The sequence below is a fragment of the Chelatococcus sp. XZ-Ab1 genome, from assembly GCF_029309855.1.
GTDB lineage: Bacteria > Pseudomonadota > Alphaproteobacteria > Rhizobiales > Beijerinckiaceae > Chelatococcus_A > Chelatococcus_A sambhunathii.
Window position 1 is genome coordinate 1 of sequence record NZ_JARKII010000006.1, and the last position, 24,456, is coordinate 24,456.

Consider the following 24,456-nt stretch of genomic DNA (forward strand, 5'->3'; position numbering starts at 1 on the left):
CCGGTCATCCACGCGAGGCACGCCCCGCGACTTGTTGGGAAGGTGAGGCCGGATCGCCTCCCATTCGAAATCCGTCAGATCGTAGCGGCCCATCGCAAAGCTCCCGAAAAGGAGCTTGAATCACAATCGCCACCGTCAGGGAACCCAGAGCCGTTTATGGGTTTACGGCCTAGCGGCAGCCATCGAAGTAACCGCCCAAGATGCCGCAACCGTCGTTCTCGAGGGTGTCTGCCTCGGCCTCATCACGCCTCGAGCGCTATGGGGCGGTGCGCTTATAGTCTATGTCGCGCGGTATTCCTTCATCCAGCCAGACACACCGCGATGGGTGGATGATCCGGACCAGGAGTTCGAGCCACGCGACCCGCTCCACGCGTCCGTGCTGGCCTACATCCGAGAGCATCGGCCGTTCGGCCGCGCAAAGATCATCGTCCGGGTTCCGGACTGACGGAGACATCTGACGCGATATTGGTAGCCGTCGGGACGGCGGCAGCGATCCGCCTCAGAAGCAGCGCCCCGTAGTCGCCGACGCGTCCAACCAGACGGCCAAGAGCCGGGCCAAGGCGCGGTCGCAGCGCTGGCTAGCTGGCCTGTTCGCTCTGCCTTGATCATCTCGACAGTGTTCCGATGAACGCCGACCAGGCGCGCGATCTGCGTCGCCCGAAGATCCGTCGCAGCGAAAATCTGCGGCGGCCCGTCGGATAAGCTCAGCATCCACATAGTAATCGATATCTTCGCGACACCATCAAAGAAAGACAAAACCTATATAGTGATAATATTGCAACAAAAGTGCACAATTGCTATAATTTCTTCTTGCATATCACCTCGTATTATGAGCCAATAACTTCATGATTTCGATGCAACCTCGATCATTGAGGTGTCCATGATGTCTCTTGAGAAGCGCATCAGGTTCGGCCAACTCCCGCCTGCCGGCTCCATCAGGGACGCTGACATTGTTGTTGGCGAGCAGGGCGGCGTGGCGGTCCAATACCCGTTTGGCGCCGTCGGGGCGTACCTCGCCCAACTGCTCAGCGACTTCGTCGTCGCGCCCGATGGAACGGATTTCAACTCGCTGGGCAGTCGCTGCACCTACATCCTCACCAGCGAGCTCAACGCTCCCCTCGCGGGCGCCTCCAATCGATGGGTTGTCGAGGTCATCGACGACCCGGCCGACGAGGATCGCCTGTTCCAGCGCGCGACGCTTCTTGTTGGGGGTACGAAGCTCATCTCGGCGAACCGGCGCAGGCTGTCGGGCGGCGCTTGGGAGCCCTGGGGCATCGGCACGGTCCTTGCCGGGGATGTGGGCTGGATTAATCCGTCGTGGTTCGCGGACAAGACGAACGTGGAAGACGTGATCGTCGACATCGGCGGTTGGCTCTACTCGCTGCAGGGCGAAGTCGATGCGCTGCCGATCGACCGGGAGTTCGTCAGCTCCGAGCAGACGATTACGGCGCTCGGCACGATCACGCTGGCACATGGGCTCGGCGTCGAGCCCCGCATCGCCCAGCCTTATCTCATCTGCAAGACGGCGAACGCCGGCTATTCGGTGGGCGACGTGCTGGCGAGCGCTTCCTATGTCCACACCGAGGCGGGCGTCGGGCACTTCGGCGTCACGATCAAGAAGGACGCCACGAACGTCGTGATCAAGATCGCGAACGGGATCAAGGTGGCCAATTTCGCCAACGGCGCCGGCGACGCCATCACGCTGGGCAGTTGGCGTCTTGTCGTGAGGGCACTCGCATGACGGCGGAAGAGCTTCTCCACTTCGTCGATGAGACCGGCCTGTATATCGGCTCGTTTTACGAAGACGACGCACCGGACGGCGCGATCCAGGTGCCCGATTTGCCGCCGGCGGATGCCCGCGTCTGGAACGGCGCGCAGTGGGTGCCGGCTCGCTACTATGTCGACGATGCTGGAACCTATCTCGGGGCCTTCGTCGGGGCGCTCCCGCCAGTTGGGGCAATCGAGGTGGCCGAGCCGCCCGCCGATGCTCGACAGACGTATGATTTCGGCGCGGAGACGTGGCGGTCGCTCGCCGAGGCGATCCCTGACATCACGCGGCGGCAACTGCGTCTCTGGATGTTCGGCGCGGGGCACGATGACGCTGCTATTCGCGCCGCAATCGAAACGCTCGCCGAGCCGGAACGGTCGCAGGCGCTGATCGAGTATGAGGACGCGACGACGTTCCAACGATCGCATCATCTGTTCGACCTGCTTGGGCCGGCCTTCGGTCTGGCCCCGGCCGATATCGACCTAGCGTTTCGAGAGGCTGCCCGGCTGTGACGCCACACATGCGAAGGCCTTCAACGCAACGGAACTGTTCCCGCAGCAATAGGAGCACCTGATGGCGATCATCCTTGAAGCCGAAGCGGTCTTCCGGGCGCGTGATGCCTCGGGCAAGGCGCTCGCCGACATCGCGAACCGCTTTAAGGAGATCAGCAAGGCGGGGAAGACCGTCGGCGAAGCCGTCTCCGGTATCGGCCGGCAGATCGGCGAGATGAAGGGCAAACTCGACCGCATCGAGGGCTTTCGCGGCCTGCAGCGCGGGCTCTCCGAAACCCGGCAGAAGTTCCGCGCTGCGCAGGAGGAAGTCCAGCGCCTCAGCCGCGCGATGCGAGAGGTCGAGCAGCCGACGCGGCAGATGGAGGCGGCCTATCGTCGGGCGCAGGCGGCCGTCTCTTCAGCCGCCGCGGCTTACCGTGATCAGGCTCGCGCCGCCATCGAGGCGAAGCGTGGTCTCGAGCAGGCCGGTATCCCATTGAACAACTTGCGCGGCCAGCAGGACGCGCTGAAGCGGTCGATCGAGGCGGCGAACAACCAGCTGCAGCGCCAGGCTCAGATCATGGCGCGCGGCGGCCCCTGGGGACGTGGTCCCGTCTCTGGATCCGGCGTTCCGCTGACCCCGCAGACGCATCCGGCACAATCGCAGCGCCCCATGGCGCGGGCCGGCTCGGCCGCCGCGACCGTCGCCGGCACCGCGGCGGCTTACGGCGGCGGCATGGCGTTCCGGAGCGCGTATACCCGCATGATCGAGTTCGAGCGGTCCGTGGCCTATTCGCAGGCGCGCGGCGAGCTCACCGATGAGCAGGCGACGCGCCTGCGCCGCAATGCCCGCGAGCTCGGCGCCGCAGGCCTTGGCTTCTCGGCACGCGATGTTTCTGAGTTGCAGCGCGCCTATGTGCAGGCCGGCTACGAAAACGACGCCGATGCGCTGGCGCGCCCGACCATGAACTTCTCGCTGTTCGGCGATGTCGACCCCTATTCGGCGGCCGACTTCACCGTCTCGGCGCTCGCGGCCTACGGCATCAAGCCCAAGAACCGTGAGGAACTGGTGAACGCGGCGACGCGGTACCAGGACATCATCGCGAAGGGCGCGAACGTGACGCGCCTCGGCGTCGACGACTTCGCGCACGGCTTCAAGTATGCGGCTCCTTTTGCCGCGGCTCTCGGCGTGAGCCAAGAGCAACTCGCGGCGATGATCGCGACACAAGGCCAGGCCGGTCTTCGTGGAGACGAGGCGGGCGTTGCGGTCCGCTCTATGCTGACCCGAACGGTGAAGCCCACCGCCGACAGCCGGCAGGCCATGGCCGAAATGGGCATGCGCTTCGAGGACTATGCTCTCGAGACGAAGCCGGTCTCGGTCGACGACCTACTCTCGGGCCTGCGCAATCAGGGCATCGACGCTTCCAAGATCCGGAAGCGCCTGCAGCGCCGGCTCACGAGCACCGAAAGCGAGGGTGGAGACATCGCGGAGGCGATGACGGACGAGGTCATCTCGGGCCTCGGCATCAAGTCGATCATCGACAAGCGCAAGGTCGCCCGGATGGTGTCACGGTACACCGCATCGCTGGGCGAGCGCCTCGACGTCGATCGGCTCCTCGCGGACTTGCGTGAGCGCGGCGTCACACCTGGCCAGATGTCGCGCATCTTCGACCAGCGTCAGGGCGTCCGCATCGGCACGTTGACGTTCAACGATGATTACGAGCGCTTCCTCAAGATCCTGACCGAGCAATCGGCAGGCTCGTCCGAGCGGGGCGCGGAACTGATGCGGCGCGGGCCTCTCGGGGCTCATAACCGCCTCGTGTCGTCGTTTGACAACCTCATCCTCTCGCTGGCCGAGAGCGGGGTGCTCGACACGGTTGCGAAGAGCTTCGACCACTTGGCATCAGGCATCAATTCGCTGGCCGAAGCGAACCCGAAGCTGCTCGAGTTCGCAACCTATGCCGGCATTGCCGCTGGCACACTCTCTTCTGCAGCGCTGGCGCTCGGGCCCGCTATCGCGCTGCTGCGCTTCACGGGCAGTGGCGCGGCCGGCACCGCTGCTCCGGCCGCTGCAGGCCCAGGGGCTCGCAGCTTCATTGGCACGGGCCTTCGGGGCGGTCTGATCGGCGGTGGCCTTTACTTCGGCGGCCGGACACTGATCGGTGCCGGCCTCGACGCGTTGCCCAAGCCGGCATACCCGGCCGGGTACGACCCCGAGGCCGAGATGAACCTCGGCACGTGGGGCCGCATCAAGCGCATCTGGAACGACTTGCCGTCGCTGCCCAGCGGGCCGGCGGTCGATCCCGCCACTATGGAGCGCGCGCGCCGCGCCGCGGACGAGTTCCGCCGCGATCCGGAAGGGGCGCGCGGCCGCGCCATGATGCGCATGGGACCGGCTCAGATGTCAGTGACCGGCGAGGCAACGGTGCGGAACGAGCTAAAGGTCACGGTCGAGCCGTCGCCGATGTTCGAGGTCCGCATGCACGAGATCGCCAAGGACGCGGCGGCACGCATGCCGTTGCAGGGCGGAACCAACGGGCCCGGGTCAACCGGCGTGTCGATGCCGGAAGCGGCGGCGCCAGCTACGGGCGTTCCTTAGAGCCGCTTGGATCGCTCCTCGCAATTGCGCCGGCGGGATTGTCGCTCCCCGTGGCACGTTCTCGCTCAGCACGGAGGACGGCCGCATCATGCCGTGCCCGCGCCGCGTCAATGCGTGCCTGCCGCCGCGCCAGCGCCCTGACCAGTTCGAGAATGGGATCATCCTCTACCGAGGCCGTCATCTTGCTCTCCGGACCGGGAGTTCGACGGGATCGAACCCCCGATGGCCGATCCCGTCAAGCCCGAGCCGATCAGTTCCCTGGCTTAGCTAGCGCCCTCGCCCGTCTCGACATGTGACGGATGTTCGCAGCACTGCGGCGCAGCGCCCCCCGTACATGTGGCGTCAAATCGACGGCGACCTCTCTGCAGACGCTTCGCTCGATGCACTCGGCAACGTCGACCAGGCTGTCGACGTCGTCGGCAAGTTCATCGATCGTCGCCAGGAGAGCGAGCAGATCCTTAGCGACATCGTGGGACTGAGGGAGGGCAGTTTGTGCGGGGGCAGTCGACATGGTCATGGTCCTTCCGATGGACCCGACCGACAGCTCTCATTCTGGCGGCCGGGCAACAGCGGTTTGAGAGACCGGTGGACCACGAGGGACCGGCGCGCACGAGGCGCCCCGCTGCGCCCGACCATAGAAATAGAAAACGCGCTCGAAAGCGAGTTTCGGCGCGTCGGACGCCGTAGTCCTTTGCGGCTCTCACCCCGCACCAGTGCGCTTTCAGCACCGGCAGGAATGACGTTGCCGCGTGCACGGCCTGCTTGTCAAGATCCGATCTCGGGCTCGGTTTCTTCGCCTGCCGCCGCCTTCAGCAACGCCAGCTTCGCTTGGAATTCGATCATAGCCGATGTCAGTCGTCCGCGTTGGAAGGCCTTGATGTCATCGGCCCGCAGTCGCCGCGCGGCCGCTTCGGCCTCGTCTGCCAGGACCTGGCGGTCTGGAACCTCAGGCATTTGCATCTTCGCCGTCCTCGCGGTCGTTAATCTGCGCCTCGAGCTGCCCAACCGCATCCGCGACATCGGTGCGGATGGCGTCAATCGCGTTTTCGATCTTGCTCCGGAGCGCCGGGTCTCGCGTGACCTGCGCCGGAAGACCCTGCATCCGCGAGATCAGCATCCCGACGATCTCTTGCGTGTAGGCCGTGGCCTCCTGCCACGGCACGAGCTCGCGCTGGTCCCGTGCCGTGCGCAGCTCGATCTGCCGCGCCCGCGCCATGCGGACCGCGCTTTCCCCGGCCGCCTTCGTGCTGCGCCTGTCCTCGTCGCGAAGCCAGTCGAGATAGGTCAGGCGGGCAGTGTCGATATCGGCACCTGCTGGGACAATACCGTCCGCGACGAGTGCCCGGACGCGCGCCCTGGAAAGCCCGAAGTGCTTGGCGAGATCGTTCTGGGAGGCCGGTTTGAGGGCCGTCTTCATGGCATGGCACCCGAATTCTCAGTTTCTGAAATATGCGAAAAGCCGGGGCCTTCGCGTCGTGGCCGGCGCCGCAGCCGGGAGACGGTCCCTTTTCGATCGATGCAACCGACCGCGACCGCATCGACCGCGCGGCCTGGCAAGGCGCGGCGGCTGGCCGTATTGAAGCCTCGCCAGTTCTCAGCACCCACTGCGGCGCGCCTGGTACACTGCCGCCGGGTCTATCTCCACCCCTTTGACGCGGACCGGTTCCCTCCTTGAAGCGGCCGAGACCTGCCGCTGGCGCTCGGCATAAACTTCCGCGGGCGAGAGCGCCGATGGCCTGATGGGTTGAAGCGAAGTGGCAGAGGCAACTGCCGACCTTCCCGCCGCCCGCGTGCCAAGACCAACGGACGAAGGGTCAGTTCGGATCAGCCGATCGCGGGCGCCGGCATCGGCGCTCTCAGCTTCGGCTTGAAGGCGATCCGCGAGGCGCCCGAGCTGCAAGGGATCAGCCAGAGCGCCAGGGTGCCGGAATGCAGAACGAATTGCACGTACGCGAGCCATCGTCGGCTCATTTTCCGTCAGGATCAGGCTATACGCGGCGAGGCGACCTATCGCATCGATCAAGCCGGCGGCAGGATCAGCCTTGAGCAGGCGCTCGGCGGCGGTCGGTTCAATACCTGCAACTGTCATCTCTGTTCTCCAATTCAGAACGGGATTTCATCATTGAGAGGGCGGTCATCGAGTTGCTCGAGAGCAGCTCGGGCGCGTGCCTCTTGGGAACCACTGGTGCGCCGGCGAGGTGCCCGAGGCTCAACAGGGCTCGACGTCTCAGGCGGGCGCGCTTCAGGCGCGCCGCCCGCCTGCTGTGGAGGCGAAGATGATGCACCTGGCTGATCAGGAAGCGGCGAGGTCCGGCGCTCGGCCGGGCGCAGGCCGTTCGGCGATGGCTGGACACTCAGGATCCAAGACATGATCCCACCGCGTGCCGGCTCGGCGTCGGGATCGGCGAGGAGCACGAACTTGAGGCCGCCGACGTAACCGGCGAAGTACCGGTTGCCGCGAGCGCTCACAAATTCGGTGAGCCTGATCCACTCATGGCGGGGGGGATGATCGTAGCTCATGCTGGCACCTTTCGCCGCCGCTCGCGTGTCCGATGCTGCGCTTGCTTGGGGCATCGCGCAGCATCCTCTCCTATGTCCGTCACCTCCGTCTCTTCCGTCACCTTCAAGCCTCCGTCACACTCCTTCTCATCTCTGCCACTCGAGAGAGAGGGGGGAACAGAGGTGACGGTGGGGACGGAAGTGACGGTGGTAGCGTAGAGGCCACGCGACAGTTTCACGGCCTCGCCGGCCGCGGTCATGTCCGCCAGGCGCTTCTTGACCACGCCTTGATCCAGCCCAGCGCGCTTGGCGATCTCCGTGGGGCCGAGCGGCTCGGCAGCATCACGAAGAACGGCGAGAATGGCGTTGCGCGTATCTGAACGCCCGACCTCCGCCTTGTCACCCAGCGTGAGCCACTGTCCTCGATGCGGATCGAACTTGAGCGCCAAATCGAACTCCGCCACATCACGCCCTCGTCCGTACAAGGCGACGCCATCGCGGCTCCGATCGAGGATCAAAATGTGATCCGCTGCGCCAGTCAGGCCGGTCGTTGCACTTACCGCGTCGAGCGGATCATCGGCAGCGTCGCCCTTTCTCGCATGAACGATGGCGACGACCGCGCAGCTGAATTTGTCGGCAATGTCTTTCAGCGGGAGCGCCGCAGCGTAGTCGTCGGCATAGAGGCGCGTGTTTTGCTCTCCTTTTGCTCGGATACGCTGAAAGACATCAACGACGATAAGGCGCGGATCTGGGACGCTCGCCGCCCATTCCCGGATCGCTTGGTCGCCGCCGGCGCGGAGTGTGGGGCAGGACGTGGCGAAGGCCAGCCGCGAAGGAGCGGGCCGTCCGTTGAGGATGACGCGGAGGCGGTCCTGCAGGCGGCGAGGACCATCCTCAAGGGCAAGGTGAAGAACGTCACCCGCTACCCCTGCCTCTCGTCCGAGGACGGAACTCCCCTCTGCAGCCGCAATGGAAACGTTGAGCCCGAGCCATGTCTTGCCCAGCTTCGGGCGCCCAGCGAGCAGCGTCAGGCCTGTCGGCAATAGACCGGGGATTACGGACTTCGGCACTGGGAGCTGTTCGCTCATCAGGCGGTCTGCCGAGATCGTTTCGAGCTTGGGAGCGCTCATTGTTCGCCCCCATCCTCATCAGAGGTCAGATCGTCCGGATCCCGGCCGAGGTCGGAAAGGCTCTCGCCGATGACTTTCCGTAGGGAAGCGGCGAGACCGGGCCTGATATCCAGGCTGGCGTACCGCCCTCTGCCGATTTTTAGTATCAGACGGATAGTTGCTCGGCGACCTGATTGACGAGCTCTTGCGGAAGCGCCTTCGTGCCGGCGCACGGCGAATGTTTCGGGTTCGGCGGCCATGTTGGCCTCCTGTCTGAGGTGCGCCGTCCTCCAACCGGCGCGGCCCTGGATTAGGACGAAAAGGCAAGATCGCTTCGGCGGCGGAGCCGCCTGAAGGCTTCAAGCTCGATCGGCGTCTCGGCGAGGGGGCAAGAGGATGGCTCGGCATCTTCGCCCGGGATTGGCAGCGCTGGCAGCCGGACGAGTTGATGCATGCCGTCAACAGCATCCCGAACAGCATTCAGTTTCGCCGCTGCCGCGTGAAGCTCTGCAACTGCGGCTCGGTATCTCCGGGTGGCGGATGCTTCAAGCGCAGCGTGCTCGGCGTGCAACGACACCCTGCAGTTGTTCCAGGCTGCCTTAGCCATCTCGCCGGCAGCCCGCCAAGCAGCTTCCGCGACGGCCACTGCCTCGGCTGCGGCGTCTCGTTCCTTCTCCGCTGCTACGCGCGCCGCGACCGACCTGGGGTCATTTTCGTCCTCGCGTGCAGCACAATCCCGAGCGGCGTGCCTGGCATCGTCGAAGAGCGATCGCGCTTCCTCAAGTTTCGCTTGGGCACGGTCGAGCGCATCGAAAGCAGCCGTCGCGCTGATGATCGGTGAGGGCTTTTTCGTCATGGTCAGGTCCGCCCCTCAACGCTCGCCGCGGGCAATGGCGCGCACGTCTTCGACATTGAAGCGGGTCGCGCGGCCTATCTTGACCGGCTTCAGGCGGCCAGCGCGGACAAGGCGATAGATTGACGTCGCGCCGCAACCGAGTGCCTGACAAGCGTCTCGAACGGTCACGAGCATCGGCTCAAAGGTCTTGTTGGGGGCTTGCATTGCGATCCTCTCGCGGTTGTTCGCGGCAGAGCGCGATTGACTTCGCAAGAGTGCAGCGCTTCGCCTGCATGCGGCGCGGACAAAAAAATCGATCAAAAATTCAGGGCAAGAGGATGGCTCGGCGAGCGTGGTCGATCATGTGGGAGGGCCATCCAATCCCCGCCAAGAGTAACCGCCCAGCTGACCGCAGTACTTGCGTCTCACCGAACCACATCAAGCGTAAGAACGTAGCGCTGTCCGACACGAAGACCAGATCTGCCGAGGTCATGTTGTCGGCACGCTTCATCGTTCGACGCAAGGCCCGCAACGCGCTGTCGAGCGATGGATCGACAGCAGCTTCTTCTGGCGGCAGGTCCGGCCGCATGAGCAATCGCCATGTGCCCCCCTGCCCCCGGTCCGCTTGACGTTTTGCGAAGGAACGCAGCTCCGGATCGCGATCCTTTTTCTCGACAAACCCTATCTCAGCCTCGCGATCAAAGGCCATCGCGGCCAGAAGCCGCGCTTTGTTTTCGCTCATCCCGCTCGTCGCCAAAGTCAGCACGACGATCGCTTGATACCGCCGGGGGTCGCGGCAAAAGGGCAGAACGGTTCCGGCCGGCCTTCCTCGCGGCCGCACTGGCGCGGCGCCTGTGGGCCGCTCCTTCCGCGGACGACCTCTCCCCCGTTTCATGCTGCGCCTCGCCGTTTGAACGGCCGAACATCGCCATCACGGAGCGCATCGAGATGGTCGGCCCACCACTGCATCATTGCGACCCTCTCGTCCCAATACTCAGCGCGGTGGTACGCCCGCCGGACGTCGTTGGCTTCAACATGGGCGAGTTGCCGCTCGATCGCGTCGGGATTGAACCGCCCGCTTTCGTTCAGAAGCGACGACGCCACAGCCCGGAAGCCGTGGCTGCTCATCTCGTCCGAGCCGTACCCCATGCGTCGGAGAGCGGCGTTCAACGTGTTCTCGGAGATGGGACGCGGCTCGACCGGCTTGCCCGCGCTGCTCCCGCGTCCATAGCCGGGCAGGAGCAGCTTGCCATATCCGGTGAGAGGTTGGAGCTCCCGAAGGACGACGAGCGTCTGCCGCGCCAGCGGAACGGCATGCGGCCGCCGCATCTTCGTTCGACCGGCAGGGATGGTCCAAACGCCCTTGCCGAGGTCGAACTCGTCCCAACAAGCCAGGCGCAGCTCGCCCGGACGAACGAAGGTCAGGGAGAGCAATTGCAGGGCGGCGCTCGTCGTAGGCTGCCCATCATATCCCGCGATGGCGCGCAGCAAGCCACCGAAGGCGTTCGGGTCGGTAAGCGCTGCGCGGTGTTTGACCTGGGGCGCCGTGAGGGCGCCGCGCAATGCAAACGTTGGATCGCTTTCCGCCCGGGCGGTCGCGATGGCGTACCGGAAGACCGAGCCAATGGTGCTGCGCAGGCGTCGCGCTGTCTCGTGACGCCCTCGCCCCTCGACCTTGCGCAGGACATCCAGCACCTCGACCGCGGAAATCTGTGCCACGGGCCGCGCCCCAAGAGAGCCTCGAGCAAAGTCCAGCAGCCACGTCGTCTTGTTGATGGTTGCCTCGGCGCGACCTTCCCGGGCCAGCTTGGCGAGGTACTCGTCGGCCAGTGCGTCGAATGTGTTGGCCGCCTGTGTCGCCGCGGTGAGCTTGGCGAGCCGGGTGTGCTGCGCGGGGTCCTCGCCGCGTTTCAGAACCTGCCGGGCCTGATCACGTTTCTGCCGGGCCTCGGCGAGAGCGACATCCGGATATGCGCCAAGAGCGAGCGTCTTCTGTTTTCCAGCGAAGCGATAGCTCCATCGCCAGAGCTTCCCGCCCGCCGTGGAAACGAGCAGATGCAGACCGCCGCCATCGGATATCTTTCGCGGCGTTGGGCCCGGTTTTAGGGCCCGGATCCCGACATCGGTCAGCGGCATGTTGGTATCGCTCCCCGCCCCTGTTGGTATCAGGGCGAAAATGTACCAACAATTTTCTGGGCTGCCCACGCACGAGCGCACGCTTCGGCGCGCGAAACCACAGACAGAAACGCCCGTTTCAATGGGCTTCTGTCAGGACTGCAATCGAAGGGAAAGAGGTAAATGGTGCCCAGAGCTGGAATCGAACCAGCGACACTGCGATTTTCAGTCGCATGCTCTACCAACTGAGCTATCTGGGCCCACGCTCGCCGCGCCTTGCGGCGCCGCTGCGGACGATGCGCTTATAGAGAGTGCGGCGGCGCCTGTCCAGCCGGGTGATGCGGAGTTCCACAGGCAGGTTGATCCGCATGGGAGAACGGCGCCGTCGATGCCGTCACGCCCGGCGCTTATCCAGGCACCCACGTCCTGTGGAAGCCCGCGACATGCTCCAAGGCGTGGATGGCCGGGACAGGCCCGGCCATGACGAGAGGACCCGGACAAGACTGAAAGGACGGTCGTCGCCGGTCGCGGTCAGTCCTCGCCGGTGCGGCGCCGATCGCCCTCGCCCGCCCCGCCGTCGTCGGGCAGGTCGTCGTCCTCGGCGGCGGGGATGGCGTAGCTGCCGCTCAGCCAGCGGTTGAGGTCCACATCGGCGCAGCGCGAGGAACAGAAGGGGCGCCAGCGCTCGACACGCGGCTTGCCGCAGATGGGACACGCCGGGGCCTTTGCCTCGTCGTTGGCCGGCTTCGTCGCGAAATCCTTGATGGTCCGAACTCCCTGAGGCATCGACGTCCCGTCAGACGGCATTGAGCCAGCTGAGGCGCACGGGATAACCCTCGCCCTCCAGGATGGCGACCGTCTCCTGCAGCGGCAAGCCCACCACGGCCGTGTAGGAGCCGACGAGCTTGACGACAAAGCAGCCGGCCAGGCCCTGGATGGCGTAGCCGCCGGCCTTGCCGCGCCATTCGCCGGAGGCGAGATAGCTCTCGAGCTCGTCGCGCGACAGGTTCTTGAAGCGCACGCGCGTCTCCACCACCCGCTCGCGCAGCTTGCCGGCGGGCGTCGCGACGCAGATCCCGGTGTGGACGCGGTGCACGCGGCCGGAGAGCAGGCGCAGGCACTGTGCCGCCTCGTCCACCACCTCCGCCTTGGGCAGGATGCGCCGGCCGACGGAAACCACCGTGTCGGCGGAGACGAGGAAGGCCTCGGCCAGCTCCTCGCGCCCGCGCGCCACGGCGAGCGCAGCTTCCGCCTTCTCGCGCGCGAGGCGGCGGGCATGATCGCGCGGCTTCTCGCCCCGCCGGGGCGTCTCGTCGAGATCGGCCGGCAGGACGGCATCGGGCTCGAGCCCCGCCTGCTGCAGGAGCGCGAGCCGCCGGGGCGAGCCAGATGCCAGTATGAGCCTGGGGCGCCAGCCGCCGGCCGGGTTGGGCTTCAAGGACAAACCTCTCTCCGCATCGAACGTAGGGTCGGCCGCGCGCGGCGCGTCTGCATCACTTGAAGCGGTAGGTGATGCGCCCTTTGGTCAGATCATAGGGTGTCATCTCGACGAGGACACGGTCACCGGCAAGGACACGGATGCGGTTCTTGCGCATCTTGCCCGCCGTATGGGCGATGATTTCGTGATCGTTCTCCAGCTTCACACGAAACATCGCGTTGGGAAGCAATTCGGTGACGACCCCAGGAAACTCGAGCAGCTCTTCTTTCGACATGCTCTGACCAGCTCTGACAGCGAAACGGCGCGGAAACTAATCGAAAGGTGAAGTCTTGTGAACTGGGCCATTGGATGGATTTCAAGCGCCCGCCGGCCCGCGGCGCGGTGCCTCGCCAGCGGTCTCCCCCGGCGCGGCGGCGGCTTCATCGCCCTTCGAGCGGGCAGCGTCCGCGCGCGCCATGCGGCGGTAGCGCATGACGCCCACCGGGATGAGCGCGAGATAGACGATCACGCCGATGGCGAGAACCTGGAAGGTGAAGCTGACGAGCAGCGCCGCGAAAAGAACGACGATCGCAAAGAGCGGCAGCACCTTCTCGCGCGGCACGCGGCTGCCCAGCGTCTTGCCGGCATAGGTCGGGATGCGGCTCACCATGAGGAAGGCGATGCCGACGAGATAGGCGGCGACGAAAGGGGCAGCGATTCCGTCGACCGGCAGGCCGAGCATGTAGAGATAGATCGGGAGAAGGGCACAGATGGCCCCCGCCGGCGCCGCCATGCCGACAAAGTAGTTCTTCTGCCAGTCCGGCCGGGCCGGGTCGTCGATCATGACGTTGAAACGCGCAAGGCGCAGGGCCGCCGCGATGGCAAAGACGAGCGCCGCGATCCAGCCGATCGACCTGAGCTCGTGCAGCACGAAACTGTAGAGGATGAGCGCCGGCGCCACGCCGAAATTGACGAAGTCCGACAGCGAATCGAGCTCGGCGCCGAAGCGCGAGGTGCCCTTGAGCAGGCGCGCCACACGCCCGTCGATACCGTCGAGGATGGCAGCGATGACGATGGCGATCATCGCCGGCTCGAGCCGCTCCTCGATGGCGAGGCGGATAGCGGTGAGACCGAGGCAGAGCGCGAGCAGGGTGATGACGTTCGGCACCAGCACGCGCAGCGGAATCGGCGTGAAGCGCCGGCGGCGCGCCTCCTCCGGATCCGGCGCGAAGGGCGGGAAAAGATCAGTCATCGCGGGTCATTCTCGGGCAAAGGCGCCGCCGGCACAACCTCAGGCGCTGCGGAAGGCGCGCGGCCCCTCCTCCGACCTCAGGTCGGCGATCACTGTCTCGCCGGCGACGGTGAGCTGGCCTAGTCCGACGAGCGGCTGGATGCCCGCCGGCAGATAGACATCGACGCGCGAGCCGAAGCGGATGAGGCCGAAGCGCTCGCCCGCGACGAGCGTGTCGCCCTCGTGCACGAAGCTGACGATGCGCCGGGCGACGAGCCCGGCGATCTGCACCACGCCGATGCGATGGGGGCCGGACTCGATGACGAGGCCATTGCGCTCGTTGTTCTCGCTCGCCTTGTCGAGTTCGGCGTTGATGAACAGGCCGGGCGTGTAGACGATGCGCGCGATGCGGCCGGGCACCGGGGCGCGGTTCACATGGCAGTCGAAGACGTTCATGAAGATGGAGACGCGCGTGTGCGGCTCCTCGCTCAACGCGAGCTCCGGCGGCGGCACCACCGTGGCGATGCCGCTGACGCGCCCGTCCGCCGGAGCGATGACAAGGCCGTCACGCGTCGGCGTCACACGCTCGGGATCGCGGAAGAAATAGCAGATCCAGAGCGTGATGATGAGGCCGATCCAGCCGAAGGGCGCCCACAGGTGCCCGAGGACGAGCGAGGCCACCGCGGCGATGGCGATGAAGGGATAGCCCTCCTTATGGATCGGCGTCAGCGTCTTGCGGATCGATTCGTAGATGGACATCTCTTGCTCTCGCATCGGCACTGTGCCGCCGGGACCCGGACCCTGTCCCCTTGGCGGAAGTCGTCATCCGGCCGGTGGAAGCCGGTTCCGTCATGAAAACGCAAACCCAGCAGGGGCGCGCCGTCGCGACAGCGACGCTGCTCGCAACCCGCGCCCTGCACGGGATCCGCGTGGCGCAGTGGGATGGCAGGCCTTGGACCGCCCGTCAACCCGCCGTCAGGCTCAGGCGCAGGCTTTCGCCCTCCTCCTCGGCGGCGCGCTTCAACTTCTCGCGGGCCTCGTCGGCCTCGCGCTGGCGGTTCCACATGGCGGCGTAGAGGCCGCCTGCCGCCAGCAGCCCGTCATGGGTGCCACGTTCGGCGATCACGCCCTTGTCGAGCACGATGATCTCGTCGGCGCCGACCACGGTGGAAAGGCGGTGGGCGATCACCAGCGTCGTTCGGCCGCGCGACACCCGGTCCAGCGCGTCCTGGATCTCCTTCTCGGTGAAACTATCGAGGGCCGAGGTCGCCTCGTCGAGCACCAGGATGGGCGGGCCCTTCAGGATGGTGCGGGCGATCGCCACCCGCTGTTTCTCGCCTCCCGAGAGCTTGAGGCCGCGCTCACCGACGGGCGTGTCGTAGCCCTCCGGCAACGATCGGATGAAGGTGTCGATCTGCGCGAGGCGCGCGGCCTCTGCGACCTCTTCCTCATCCGCCTCCCAGCGGCCGTAGCGGATGTTGTAGCCGATGGTGTCGTTGAACAGCACCGTGTCCTGCGGGACCATGCCGATCTTCTCGCGCAGGCTGGCCTGCTGCACGGCGGCAATGTCCTGCCCGTCGATCAGAATACGGCCGCCGCTCGGCTCGTAGAAGCGGAACAGCAGGCGCGAGATGGTCGACTTGCCGGCGCCCGAGGGGCCGACGATGGCGACCGTGCGCCCCGCCGGGACCTCGAAGGAGATGCCCTTGAGGATCTCCCGCTCCGGCACGTAGGAGAAGCGCACGTCCTCGAAGCGCACCGTGCCTTCGCCGACGGCGAGTGGCTTGGCACCGGGCCTGTCGCTCACCTCCGGGTGGCGGGCGAGGATCGAGAACATGTCGTCGATGTCGATGAGTGCCTGCTTGATCTCGCGATAGAGCATGCCCATGAAGTTGAGCGGAATGTAGAGCTGGATCAGCATGGCGTTGACCATGACGAAGCCGCCGACCGTGGTGCGGCCGGCCCGCACGTCGAACACCGCCATGACCATGGCCGCCGTCAGGCCGAGCGTGAAGATGATGGCCTGGCCGGCGTTGAGCACGGCGAGCGAGGTGTAGGTCTCGACGCTGGCGCGCTCGTAACGCTCGACCGAGCGGTCGTAACGGCGGATCTCGCGCTCCTCCGCGCCGAAATACTTCACCGTTTCGTAGTTGAGCAGCGAATCGACGGCCTTGGTATTGGCATCGGTGTCCGATTCGTTCATGCGCCGGCGGATGCCGATGCGCCATTCCGTCGCCTGGTAGGTGTAGGCGAGATAGACGACGACCATGGCGAAGACGACCGCGGCGTAGCGCCAGTCGAACTGCAGCCAGAGGACGGCCATCACCAGCAGGAATTCGATGATCGTGGGCACGAGCTGCAGCACCGCAAGGCGCACCAGTTCCTCGATGCCGGTACGGCCGCGCTCGAGGACGCGCGTCAGCCCGCCCGTCTTGCGCTCCAGATGGAAGCGCAGGGAGAGCTGGTGCATGTGCTCGAACGTCTTGAGTGCCAGGCGCCGCACGGCATTCATGGCCACCGAGGCAAAAACGCCGTCGCGCAATTGCGTGAGCGCGGCCATGAGCATGCGGGTGAGGCCGTAGAGCACCGTGAGTGTCACGGCCCCGGCCCACAGTGGCGCCGTGGTCTGCGCGCCGGCACCCCCGAGTTCGCCGGTCAGCGCGTCCGTCGCCCATTTGAAGCTGTAGGGCATCAGGACGGTGACGATCTTCGCCGCCAGAAGGAGGGCGAAGGCGATGTAGATGCGCAGGCGCAGATCCGCCCGGTCGTGCGGCCACAGATAGGGCCACAGCCGCACCATGGTGCCCGCGATGCCCGGCCGGTGCGACGCTGCGGCAGGCCCCTGCGCGGCCGTTTCCGGCGCGGCGAGGCCGGTTGCTTGGTCAGCCATTCAGAAAGATTCCAGACAGAACGCGCCCCTCATATAGGCCCGGCTGGCCGTTTGTGCACCCTGCCGATGACAGGGTGCTGCAGCGCGCCGCGGCGTTTGCGCTCGAAGGGCCGCCCCACCGCTCACCGTCGGGCGTCGCCGTTGGGCAGCACGAAAACCTGGCCGGGATAGATCAGGTCGGGATTGCGGATCTGCTCCTGATTGGCGTCGTATATCACCGTGTAGCGGATGCCGTGGCCATAGATGCGCCGGCTAATCCGCCAGAGGCTGTCGCCGCGGGAGACAACCGCGGTGCGCACCTCGGGCACCACGACGACTGCCTCGCCTCCGGCGGGCCGGGCCGCTTCGGCTGGCGCGACCTCCCCCTGCCCGGCCGGGACGCTCGATACTTCCGGCGAGGCCGGCCCGGTCGGCGCCGCCGCTCCCTGTGCGGCCGGGGCGGTGGAAACAGCCACGGCCGCTTCCGGCCCCGGCATGGTGAAGGGCACCTCGGCGCGCGACAGCACGGCTCCGGTTCCGGGATCCACATCATCGAGGCGCACGCGGTAGTCGCCCGGCGCCACGCCGCGCTCGACGGAGAAGGACAGGCGCCCGTCGGCCGGTACGTCGCCCGCCGCCAGATAGCTGTCGTTGAGATAGAGCCGCACCGTGGCGCCAGGAGCCCCGCGGCCTGACACGAAGAGCCTGCCCCCGCCTTCCACATCGACCGCATCGATGGCGACGCCGACCCGCTCGGTCGCCTGCCCTGCCGCCGGCGAATCCGCCGTCGCGGGAGTACCGGTGCCGGGCGCCGCAGGCGCCGCGCCTGCGGGCGGCTGAACCTGGTCGGCTTCGCCCCCGGCAGGCCGGGCGGGCGGCGTTTCCTGAACGCCCTGCTGAGCGTTCTGCGGCGCGACCGAAGGTGCCTGAGCGACGGTCGTCTCGGGGCGCGACAGCACCTGCGTCGGTGCGTTCGGGGTGGCGAGGGCCACCATGGGCTGCTGCTTCTTGTCGTCGGCGACGACCACCGTCACCGACTGGCCGGAGTGCTGCGTGCGCCCCTCGGCATCGGTCAGACGCAGGGTCAGTTCGAAGGTGCCGGCCGGCAGGGCCGGCGGTGTCATGGCGAACTGGCCCGCTGCATCGGTCGACGCCTCGGCGAAGGGCTCGCCGTTGCGCAGGAGCTCGACCTTGCCGTTGGGCGCGGCGCGGCCGGCGATGACGGCCTCGCCGCTCGGCTCGACGCGGACGATATCGAAGGATGGCACGACGGGCTGCGAGGCTGCCGGCGCCTGCGGCGCTGCCGGCTGCGCTTCGGCATGCTGCTGCGCCTTGCCCGCCTCCGGGTTCTGGACCGCACCACCCCTGGTCGCCTCGCCGTTGGCCGTGTCGTCCTTGGGCTCATCGCCGGAAGGCCTGTCGCCGGTCGTCGTCGGTGCAGCGGGCGCGCCCCGGCCGGGTACATCGGTTGCGACGACGGGCAAATCACGCTGCGCCCGCTGCCCGGCCTCTCGCGGAATGCCGAAAAGATAGACGATGAGTCCCAGGGCGATAACCCCTGCGACCGCAATGGCAACTTGCGAGTTGCGGGACAGGACCATATGCGACGAACCCCCGATTATCCGATTGCCCAAGCTAGCGGCGTTGACATGCGCTCGCCATATCCTTCTGAGCCGGCGGCACGTTTGCGCTCTCCGGCGACAGTGCTTGCCACATCAACCTTGCCTGTGCCGTTCCGGAACATCTCACGCTTCGTGACTTGACCGGAAGCGCCGGGACAAGCAAACCCCTAGGTCATGAGCAAGATTCGATCCATTTGCGTCTACTGCGGTTCGGCGGCCGGGGACGAGCCTGCCCATGCGGCTGCGGCAAAAACACTCGGCGCAGCCATGGCCGAGAAGGGCATCGGCCTCGTCTACGGCGGCGGCAACATCGGCCTCATGGGCACCGTGGCGCGCGCCGTCCTGGATGCAGGCGGGCGCGTGACAGGCATCATTCCCGAATTCCTCAAGAAGCGCGAGGTGATGCTGACGGACGCGCAGGAGACGATCGTCGTCCCCGACATGCATACGCGCAAGCGCATGATGTACGAGCGGGCGGACGCCTTCGTCGCCATGCCGGGCGGCATCGGCACGCTGGAGGAACTCGTCGAACAGCTCACCTGGGCCCAGCTCGGCCAGCATCGCAAGCCGGTCCTGCTGCTCAACACGCGGGACTTCTGGCGCCCGCTGCTGCAGCTGTTCGCCCACATGCGCAACGAAGGCTTCATCCGCCCCGGCTTCGAAGTGTCCTATCTCGTCGCCGAGAAGGTGGGCGACGTGATACCGATGATCGAGCAAGCGGCTGCCCGCGTCAGCGACGAGGAGCGGGAAGCCAAGATGCCGCTCGGCGAGCGGTTCTGAGGAGCCGCTCCACGCGTCATGGCCGGGCTCGTCATGGCCACCCAAATCACTGACAGCATCAAGGTTCCAGAGGCACGGATGCCCGCGACAAGCGCGGGCATGACGGTGGGGCGTGCCCTCACTCCCTCCCCGCGCCGCTCCTGACGAGCTTGTAGACGACCGAATCCGTCAGGGCCTGGAAAGAGGCATCGATGATGTTGGCCGAGACGCCGACGGTGCACCAGCGTTCGCCGGTCTCGTCGCCGGATTCGATGAGCACGCGCGTCACAGCGTCCGAGCCGCCCTGGAAGATGCGCACCTTGTAGTCGACAAGTTCCAGGCCCTCGATGAAGCGCTGGTACTTGCCGAGGTCCTTGCGCAGGGCGAGGTCGAGGGCGTTGACGGGGCCATTGCCCTCGGCGGCGGAAATGAGGATCTCGTCGCCCACCTTCACCTTGACGATGGCCTCGGCCACGGTGACGAGTTCGCCGATGGCATTGTAGCGTCGCTCCACGTTGACGCTGAAGCGCTCCACCATGAAGAACTCCGGCACCTCGCCGAGCACGCGCTTGGCGAGCAGGAAGAAGGATGCGTCCGCCCCTTCGTAGGCATAGCCTTGGGCCTCCTTCTCCTTCACCGCCTCGAGCAGGCGGGAGATGCGCGGGTCGGCACGGTCGACATGGAGCCCGACGCGCTCCAGACCGGCAAGCAGGTTGGACCGGCCGGCCTGATCGGAGACGAGCACCTGCCTGGCGTTGCCGACGCTCTCCGGCGCCACGTGCTCGTAGGTGCGCGGATCCTTCAGCACGGCCGAGGCGTGGATGCCAGCCTTGGTGGCGAAGGCGCTCGCGCCGACATAGGGCGCGTGGCGGTTCGGCGCGCGGTTGAGGATCTCGTCGAGCGCGCGCGAGAGCTGGGTGATACCTGCCAAAGCCTCCTCGTCGACGCCGATCTCGAAGCGGTCGGCGAAGCCCGCCTTCAGCTTCAGCGTCGGGATGAGGCTGATGAGATTGGCGTTGCCGCAGCGCTCGCCGAGACCGTTGAGCGTGCCCTGCACCTGCCGCACCCCGGCGTTCACCGCGGCGAGCGAATTGGCGACGGCGCAGCCCGTGTCGTCGTGGGCGTGGATGCCGAGATGGTCGCCCGGCACGTGGCGCGCCACATCGGCGACGATGGCAGCGACTTCCTCCGGCAAGGTGCCGCCGTTGGTGTCGCACAGCACCACCCAGCGCGCGCCGGCCTCATAGGCCGCCTTGGCGCAGGCGAGCGCATAGTCGCGGTTAGCCTTGTAGCCGTCGAAGAAATGCTCGCAGTCGAGCATCACCTCGCGCCCGGCGGCCCTCGCCGCGGCGACGCTCTCGCGGATGCCGGCGAGGTTCTCCTCGAGGCTCGTCTCCAGCGCCACGGTGACCTGGTAGTCCCAGGACTTGGCGACGAAACAGATGGTGTCGGCCTTCGCCTCCAGCAGCGCCGCCACGCCCGGATCGTTGGCGACGGAGCGGCCGGCGCGCTTCGTCATGCCGAAGGCGGCGAACTTCGCGCGTTCCGTGCGCCTCGCCGCGAAGAACTCGGTATCGAGCGGGTTGGCGCCGGGATAGCCGCCTTCCACATAGTCGATGCCCAGCTTGTCGAGCAGGCCCGCGATGAGGCGCTTGTCCTCCAGCGAGAAGTCGACGCCCGTGGTCTGGGCGCCGTCGCGCAGGGTGGTGTCGTAGAGATAGACGCGCTCTCGCGTTGTCATGAGGCTGGTCCTTCCCCTGCCGCCGGCAGGGCTTTTTCCATGCGGGTGCTGCCGAGCCATTCCTCGCCGCGCATGACCGTGTTGCGGTGCTGCGCGAGATAGCCGCGCCGTTCGAAGAAAGGCCGCGCCGCATCGCTCGCATCCGTCGTCAGGCGCTTCACCGCGCGGGCGCCGGCGAGCTTCTCCAGCGCGTCGCACAGGGCGTTGCCGACACCCTGGCGGGCGAATTCGGGATGCACGTAGATCATGTCGATGTGATCGGCGCCCTTGAGTGCAGCGAAGCCCACCGGCATGCCGCCGATGGTGGCGACGATGGTCAGCATGCCGGCGAGCATGGTGCCGAAGGCCGCCTCGTCGTCGGCGAGCATCATCCACGCTTCCTGCTGCGCCTCGCTGTAATCCTCGCCGGCCAGTTCCTCGATACTGGCGCGGAAGATCAAGGCGAGCTCCGGCACGTCGGCCGGCAGGAAGGGCCGGAGCGCGGGAGCGGGCAGCGCCTGGGCGCTCATCGCTTCACCTCCCAGGTGGTGACGGGCTCGCCGGTCGCGGGGTCCTTGCCGTCCTTCAGCTGGATGCCCAGGGCGGCGAGCTCGTCACGGATGCGGTCGGACTCGGCCCAGTTCCTGGCTTTGCGGGCGGCGAGGCGGGCGGCGATGAGGGTGTCGATCTCCGCCCGCTCCTCCGCCGTCACCTCTCTCGTCTGCAAATCGATACCGAGAATATCCAGGCAGAATTTTGCCCGACCGGCCATTTCCGACCGCTCGCCAGCTGCCGTAAAACCGGAATATCCGTCACCAAAACCGACAGATCCAATCTGATCATCGGCGGGATCATCCAAATTCGCCCAATACCCCCAATTCATTAGCTCGTTAATACGCTTTATAGCTTCTGGCGTATTCAGATCATCTTTGAGAGCCGCCAAGAATTTCTCGTCCGGCACAGGCACTACGGCTTGGTCGTCGGATAACCGGCGCCGCCACCGCTGCAGCGTCTTCTCCTGCTCCTCCAGCGCCCTCACCGTCCAGTCGATCGGCTGGCGGTAATGGGTGCGCAGCATGGCGAGGCGCAGCACCTCACCCGGCCAGGAGCGGCCGCCGAAGCTATCTGTCGCGAGCAACTCGTTGATCGTGACGAAGTTGCCGAGCGACTTCGACATCTTCTCGCCTTCGACCATGAGGAAGCCGTTGTGCAGCCAGAAGTTGGCCATGCGGCCGGTGTCGAAGGCGCAACAGCTCTGGGCGATCTCGTTCTCATGGTGCGGGAAGACGAGATCGATGCCGCCGCCGTGGATGTCGAAGACGTTCTTCATCGGGTCTTCGCAGGCGAGGCCGCCGCCGAAGGGCTCGAGAAGCTTCGCCATGGCCATGGCCGAGCACTCGATGTGCCAGCCCGGCCGGCCCTTCGCCGCGATGCCGCAGGGGCTCTCCCACCCCGGCTCGCCCTCCTTCGAGGGCTTCCACAGGACGAAATCCATCGGGTCGCGCTTGTACGGCGCGACGTCGACGCGCGCGCCCGCCAGCATCTCGTCGAGCGAGCGGCGGGCGAGCGTGCCGTATTTCGGCGCCTTGCCGCGCGCGTCCATGGCGCCCGGGGAGAAGAGCACGTGGTCCTCGGCCACATAGGCGACGCCGCGGGCGACGAGCCGCTCGATGATGGCCTTCATCTCCTCGATGTGGCCCGTAGCGCGCGGCTCCGCGCTCGGCGGAAGGACGCCGAAGGCGGCGATGTCGGCGTGGAACTGCGCCTCGGTCTTCTCCGTGACCTTCGCGATGGCCTCGTTGAGCGGCAGGTCCGGATAGTCGCGGGCGGCGCGGGCGTTGATCTTGTCGTCCACGTCCGTGATGTTGCGGACGTAGGTGACGTGGTTTTCCCCATAAATGTGCCGCAGCAAGCGGAACAGCACGTCGAAGACGATGACGGGCCGTGCGTTGCCGATATGGGCATAGTCGTAGACCGTCGGACCGCACACATACATGCGCACGTTCGCCGGATCGATGGGGCGGAAGTCTTCCTTGGTGCGCGTCAGCGTGTTGTGGAGCCGCAACGTCTCTTGAGACATGGATAATGATCTCCTAGCCGCCGGCAGGGAGGGCAATCCGATCTTTGCGAGAGAACAGGACGGCTCCAGCCAGCGGAAACGCTAGCTGCAAATAATGATCGGGCGAATGATCGCGGTGGCCGTCGTCATGGCCGTGATGTTTGCCTTTTCGGCGAGAATCCGTCAAGAGACCTCCGCCGTGAATGCGCGGCCCGCACTCCGCTGTGCGGCGGCGCACCTCGCCCCACGGAACTTTCAGGCTTTGTTCAGCTTCATCATGGAGAGTGCCTTCGGGCCTCGTCCCAACCCACCGTCGCCGACAACAGACACGTCCCCATGCGCCGCGCCTTCGTCCTGACCGGTCTTGCCGCCCACCTCATCGCGCTCGCCCTCCTCCTGCCCGCCGCCGTGACGGCACAGCCGGCGGACGAGGCGACGTTCATCATCCCGGCGAGCGACGGCTACGGCGTCGCAGAATGCCTCGCCACGGGCGACGATTGCGCGGCCGGCGTGGCGCAGGCCTGGTGCACGGCCCAGGGCTACGCCCGCGCGACGCATTTCGGTGTGGTCGACCGCCGGGAGGCAACCGGTTCGCTGAAGGAAGAGGTGGCCGTGACGAGCCGCCGGGGCGCCCCGTCCGTCTCCATCACCTGCTCGGTCGCGCCCTGAGCGGGACGCCTGCGGTCCTGGCAAGCCGGGCCAGCGTCAGCTCTTCAGCCAGTCGGCGCAGCGCGGCGCCTCGCTGTCGCCCCAGGGCATGATGGGTACGCTCGAGGTGGAGTTCTTCGGCGAACCCTCGATGATCCTGTCGGAATAGACGAGATAGACGAGCACGTTGCGCTTGACGTCGCAGCCGCGAACGATCTGCATGCGCTTGAACACGAGCGAGCGGCGCTCGCTGAAGACGACCTCGCCCTGCTCGAACTTGCCCTTGAAGCTGATCGGGCCCACCTGCCGGCACGACAGGGAGATGTCCGACACCTCCTCGGCGACCCCGAACATGCCCTTGACGCCGCCGCGCTCGGGCAAGGTGTAGTGGCAGGCAACGCCATCGGCCACGGGGTCGTCGATGCCATAGACGGCGAGCTTGTCGTCCGGCGTCAGCATCTTCCACACGGTCGATTTCTTGAAGATGAGGTCGGGGCCGTCCGCCCGCGCTGGCACCGCGGCCGCGACGATCACCGCCGCACCCGCCGCGGCTGCCATGAGAAACCGACGAAACGCCATGCATGCCCTCCTGCAGAACTGCAGGATCATATGGGCAGCGCATCCGCCCCGCACCAGCCTCTGCCGACGCCATCGCAGAATCACATCGGAAAAAATCTAAACTATTGATTTTGTTTGATTTTCTGCCTCAGAGACG

Annotated in this window: 26 protein-coding genes, 1 tRNA gene and 1 pseudogene; 5 read left to right on the forward strand and 23 right to left on the reverse strand. The window is 66.4% G+C overall.

Features of this window, described 5'->3' with window-relative positions; translation table 11 throughout:
• A pseudogene (locus tag P2T65_RS09610) lies at positions 1 to 93 on the reverse strand (IS5/IS1182 family transposase); the annotation flags it as partial.
• Positions 94 to 880: 787 nt separating this feature from the next.
• Here P2T65_RS09610 and P2T65_RS09615 point away from each other — a divergent pair.
• The 3 genes from P2T65_RS09615 to P2T65_RS09625 all read left to right on the forward strand — a co-directional run bounded on the left by P2T65_RS09615 (position 881) and on the right by P2T65_RS09625 (position 4,858).
• Complete coding sequence (locus P2T65_RS09615; RefSeq protein ID WP_276199671.1) at positions 881 to 1,741, forward strand: pyocin knob domain-containing protein; 861 nt, start codon at positions 881 to 883, stop codon at positions 1,739 to 1,741.
• Complete coding sequence (locus P2T65_RS09620; protein WP_276199672.1) at positions 1,738 to 2,280, forward strand: hypothetical protein; 543 nt, start codon at positions 1,738 to 1,740, stop codon at positions 2,278 to 2,280. The genes P2T65_RS09615 and P2T65_RS09620 overlap by 4 nt, the downstream gene beginning before the upstream one ends.
• A 358-nt stretch (positions 2,281 to 2,638) precedes the next feature.
• A complete protein-coding gene (locus tag P2T65_RS09625; RefSeq protein ID WP_276199673.1) occupies positions 2,639 to 4,858 on the forward strand; it encodes a phage tail tape measure protein in 2,220 nt (739 codons plus the stop codon).
• Positions 4,859 to 5,623: 765 nt separating this feature from the next.
• On the opposite strand, the gene P2T65_RS09630 is transcribed toward P2T65_RS09625, so the two are convergent.
• The 18 genes from P2T65_RS09630 to P2T65_RS09715 form a co-directional block, all read right to left on the reverse strand.
• Positions 5,624 to 5,818, reverse strand: coding sequence for a hypothetical protein (locus tag P2T65_RS09630; RefSeq protein ID WP_276199674.1), 195 nt, complete (start codon positions 5,816 to 5,818; stop codon positions 5,624 to 5,626).
• Entirely contained in the window at positions 5,805 to 6,275 is a 471-nt protein-coding gene (locus P2T65_RS09635; protein ID WP_276199675.1) for a hypothetical protein, read from the reverse strand. The genes P2T65_RS09630 and P2T65_RS09635 overlap by 14 nt, the downstream gene beginning before the upstream one ends.
• 177 nt (positions 6,276 to 6,452) lie before the next feature.
• A complete protein-coding gene (locus P2T65_RS09640; RefSeq protein ID WP_276199676.1) occupies positions 6,453 to 6,947 on the reverse strand; it encodes a hypothetical protein in 495 nt (164 codons plus the stop codon).
• 14 nt (positions 6,948 to 6,961) lie between these two features.
• Positions 6,962 to 7,378, reverse strand: a complete 417-nt coding sequence (locus P2T65_RS09645) for a hypothetical protein (RefSeq protein WP_276199678.1) — start codon at positions 7,376 to 7,378, stop codon at positions 6,962 to 6,964.
• The gene (locus tag P2T65_RS09650; protein WP_276199679.1) at positions 7,375 to 8,487 is read right to left on the reverse strand and encodes an AAA family ATPase; all 1,113 of its coding nucleotides are present in this window, start codon (positions 8,485 to 8,487) and stop codon (positions 7,375 to 7,377) included. Before P2T65_RS09650 ends, P2T65_RS09645 begins: the two co-directional genes overlap by 4 nt.
• Positions 8,484 to 8,726: a hypothetical protein gene (locus P2T65_RS09655; RefSeq protein ID WP_276199680.1), complete on the reverse strand. Its 243-nt coding sequence runs from the start codon at positions 8,724 to 8,726 to the stop codon at positions 8,484 to 8,486. The genes P2T65_RS09650 and P2T65_RS09655 overlap by 4 nt, the downstream gene beginning before the upstream one ends.
• 50 nt (positions 8,727 to 8,776) lie before the next feature.
• Positions 8,777 to 9,322, reverse strand: a complete 546-nt coding sequence (locus P2T65_RS09660) for a hypothetical protein (protein ID WP_276199681.1) — start codon at positions 9,320 to 9,322, stop codon at positions 8,777 to 8,779.
• A 15-nt stretch (positions 9,323 to 9,337) separates the two neighbouring features.
• Positions 9,338 to 9,526, reverse strand: a complete 189-nt coding sequence (locus P2T65_RS09665; protein WP_276199682.1) for a helix-turn-helix domain-containing protein — start codon at positions 9,524 to 9,526, stop codon at positions 9,338 to 9,340.
• A 100-nt stretch (positions 9,527 to 9,626) separates the two neighbouring features.
• The gene (locus P2T65_RS09670; protein WP_276199683.1) at positions 9,627 to 10,043 is read right to left on the reverse strand and encodes a hypothetical protein; all 417 of its coding nucleotides are present in this window, start codon (positions 10,041 to 10,043) and stop codon (positions 9,627 to 9,629) included.
• A gap of 149 nt (positions 10,044 to 10,192) precedes the next feature.
• The gene (locus P2T65_RS09675) at positions 10,193 to 11,437 is read right to left on the reverse strand and encodes an integrase arm-type DNA-binding domain-containing protein (RefSeq protein ID WP_276199684.1); all 1,245 of its coding nucleotides are present in this window, start codon (positions 11,435 to 11,437) and stop codon (positions 10,193 to 10,195) included.
• 163 nt (positions 11,438 to 11,600) lie between these two features.
• Positions 11,601 to 11,676 (reverse strand) — tRNA-Phe (locus P2T65_RS09680).
• Positions 11,677 to 11,947: 271 nt separating this feature from the next.
• On the reverse strand, positions 11,948 to 12,202 hold the full coding sequence (yacG, locus tag P2T65_RS09685; RefSeq protein ID WP_276199685.1) for a DNA gyrase inhibitor YacG: 255 nt from the start codon (positions 12,200 to 12,202) through the stop codon (positions 11,948 to 11,950).
• 10 nt (positions 12,203 to 12,212) lie between these two features.
• Positions 12,213 to 12,854, reverse strand: coding sequence for a Maf-like protein (locus tag P2T65_RS09690; RefSeq protein WP_186438055.1), 642 nt, complete (start codon positions 12,852 to 12,854; stop codon positions 12,213 to 12,215).
• 55 nt (positions 12,855 to 12,909) lie between these two features.
• Positions 12,910 to 13,128, reverse strand: coding sequence for a translation initiation factor IF-1 (gene infA, locus P2T65_RS09695; protein WP_026014757.1), 219 nt, complete (start codon positions 13,126 to 13,128; stop codon positions 12,910 to 12,912).
• Between the two features lie 81 nt (positions 13,129 to 13,209).
• Complete coding sequence (gene pssA, locus P2T65_RS09700) at positions 13,210 to 14,085, reverse strand: CDP-diacylglycerol--serine O-phosphatidyltransferase (RefSeq protein ID WP_055458994.1); 876 nt, start codon at positions 14,083 to 14,085, stop codon at positions 13,210 to 13,212.
• A gap of 39 nt (positions 14,086 to 14,124) precedes the next feature.
• On the reverse strand, positions 14,125 to 14,838 hold the full coding sequence (locus P2T65_RS09705; protein ID WP_276199686.1) for a phosphatidylserine decarboxylase: 714 nt from the start codon (positions 14,836 to 14,838) through the stop codon (positions 14,125 to 14,127).
• Between the two features lie 190 nt (positions 14,839 to 15,028).
• Positions 15,029 to 16,954: an ABC transporter ATP-binding protein/permease gene (locus P2T65_RS09710; RefSeq protein WP_276199687.1), complete on the reverse strand. Its 1,926-nt coding sequence runs from the start codon at positions 16,952 to 16,954 to the stop codon at positions 15,029 to 15,031.
• A gap of 122 nt (positions 16,955 to 17,076) precedes the next feature.
• Entirely contained in the window at positions 17,077 to 18,534 is a 1,458-nt protein-coding gene (locus tag P2T65_RS09715; RefSeq protein ID WP_276199688.1) for a LysM peptidoglycan-binding domain-containing protein, read from the reverse strand.
• Positions 18,535 to 18,729: 195 nt separating this feature from the next.
• On the opposite strand from P2T65_RS09715, the gene P2T65_RS09720 reads away from it, so the two are divergent.
• On the forward strand, positions 18,730 to 19,335 hold the full coding sequence (locus tag P2T65_RS09720; protein WP_055458998.1) for a TIGR00730 family Rossman fold protein: 606 nt from the start codon (positions 18,730 to 18,732) through the stop codon (positions 19,333 to 19,335).
• A 118-nt stretch (positions 19,336 to 19,453) separates the two neighbouring features.
• Here the strand turns inward: P2T65_RS09720 and cimA are convergent, their stop codons facing one another.
• Genes cimA through cysS form a run of 3 tightly spaced genes read right to left on the reverse strand, consistent with a single transcriptional unit; the run spans position 19,454 to position 23,114 of the window.
• Positions 19,454 to 21,055: a citramalate synthase gene (gene cimA, locus P2T65_RS09725; RefSeq protein ID WP_055458999.1), complete on the reverse strand. Its 1,602-nt coding sequence runs from the start codon at positions 21,053 to 21,055 to the stop codon at positions 19,454 to 19,456.
• Entirely contained in the window at positions 21,052 to 21,564 is a 513-nt protein-coding gene (locus P2T65_RS09730) for a GNAT family N-acetyltransferase (RefSeq protein ID WP_055459000.1), read from the reverse strand. The genes cimA and P2T65_RS09730 overlap by 4 nt, the downstream gene beginning before the upstream one ends.
• On the reverse strand, positions 21,561 to 23,114 hold the full coding sequence (gene cysS, locus P2T65_RS09735; protein ID WP_276199689.1) for a cysteine--tRNA ligase: 1,554 nt from the start codon (positions 23,112 to 23,114) through the stop codon (positions 21,561 to 21,563). Before cysS ends, P2T65_RS09730 begins: the two co-directional genes overlap by 4 nt.
• 315 nt (positions 23,115 to 23,429) lie before the next feature.
• On the opposite strand from cysS, the gene P2T65_RS09740 reads away from it, so the two are divergent.
• The gene (locus tag P2T65_RS09740; RefSeq protein WP_055459002.1) at positions 23,430 to 23,762 is read left to right on the forward strand and encodes a hypothetical protein; all 333 of its coding nucleotides are present in this window, start codon (positions 23,430 to 23,432) and stop codon (positions 23,760 to 23,762) included.
• Between the two features lie 36 nt (positions 23,763 to 23,798).
• On the opposite strand, the gene P2T65_RS09745 is transcribed toward P2T65_RS09740, so the two are convergent.
• Positions 23,799 to 24,320 carry a CreA family protein gene (locus P2T65_RS09745; RefSeq protein WP_055459003.1) on the reverse strand — a complete coding sequence of 174 codons (522 nt, stop codon included), beginning with the start codon at positions 24,318 to 24,320 and terminating at the stop codon, positions 23,799 to 23,801.
• Positions 24,321 to 24,456: the final 136 nt, after the last annotated feature.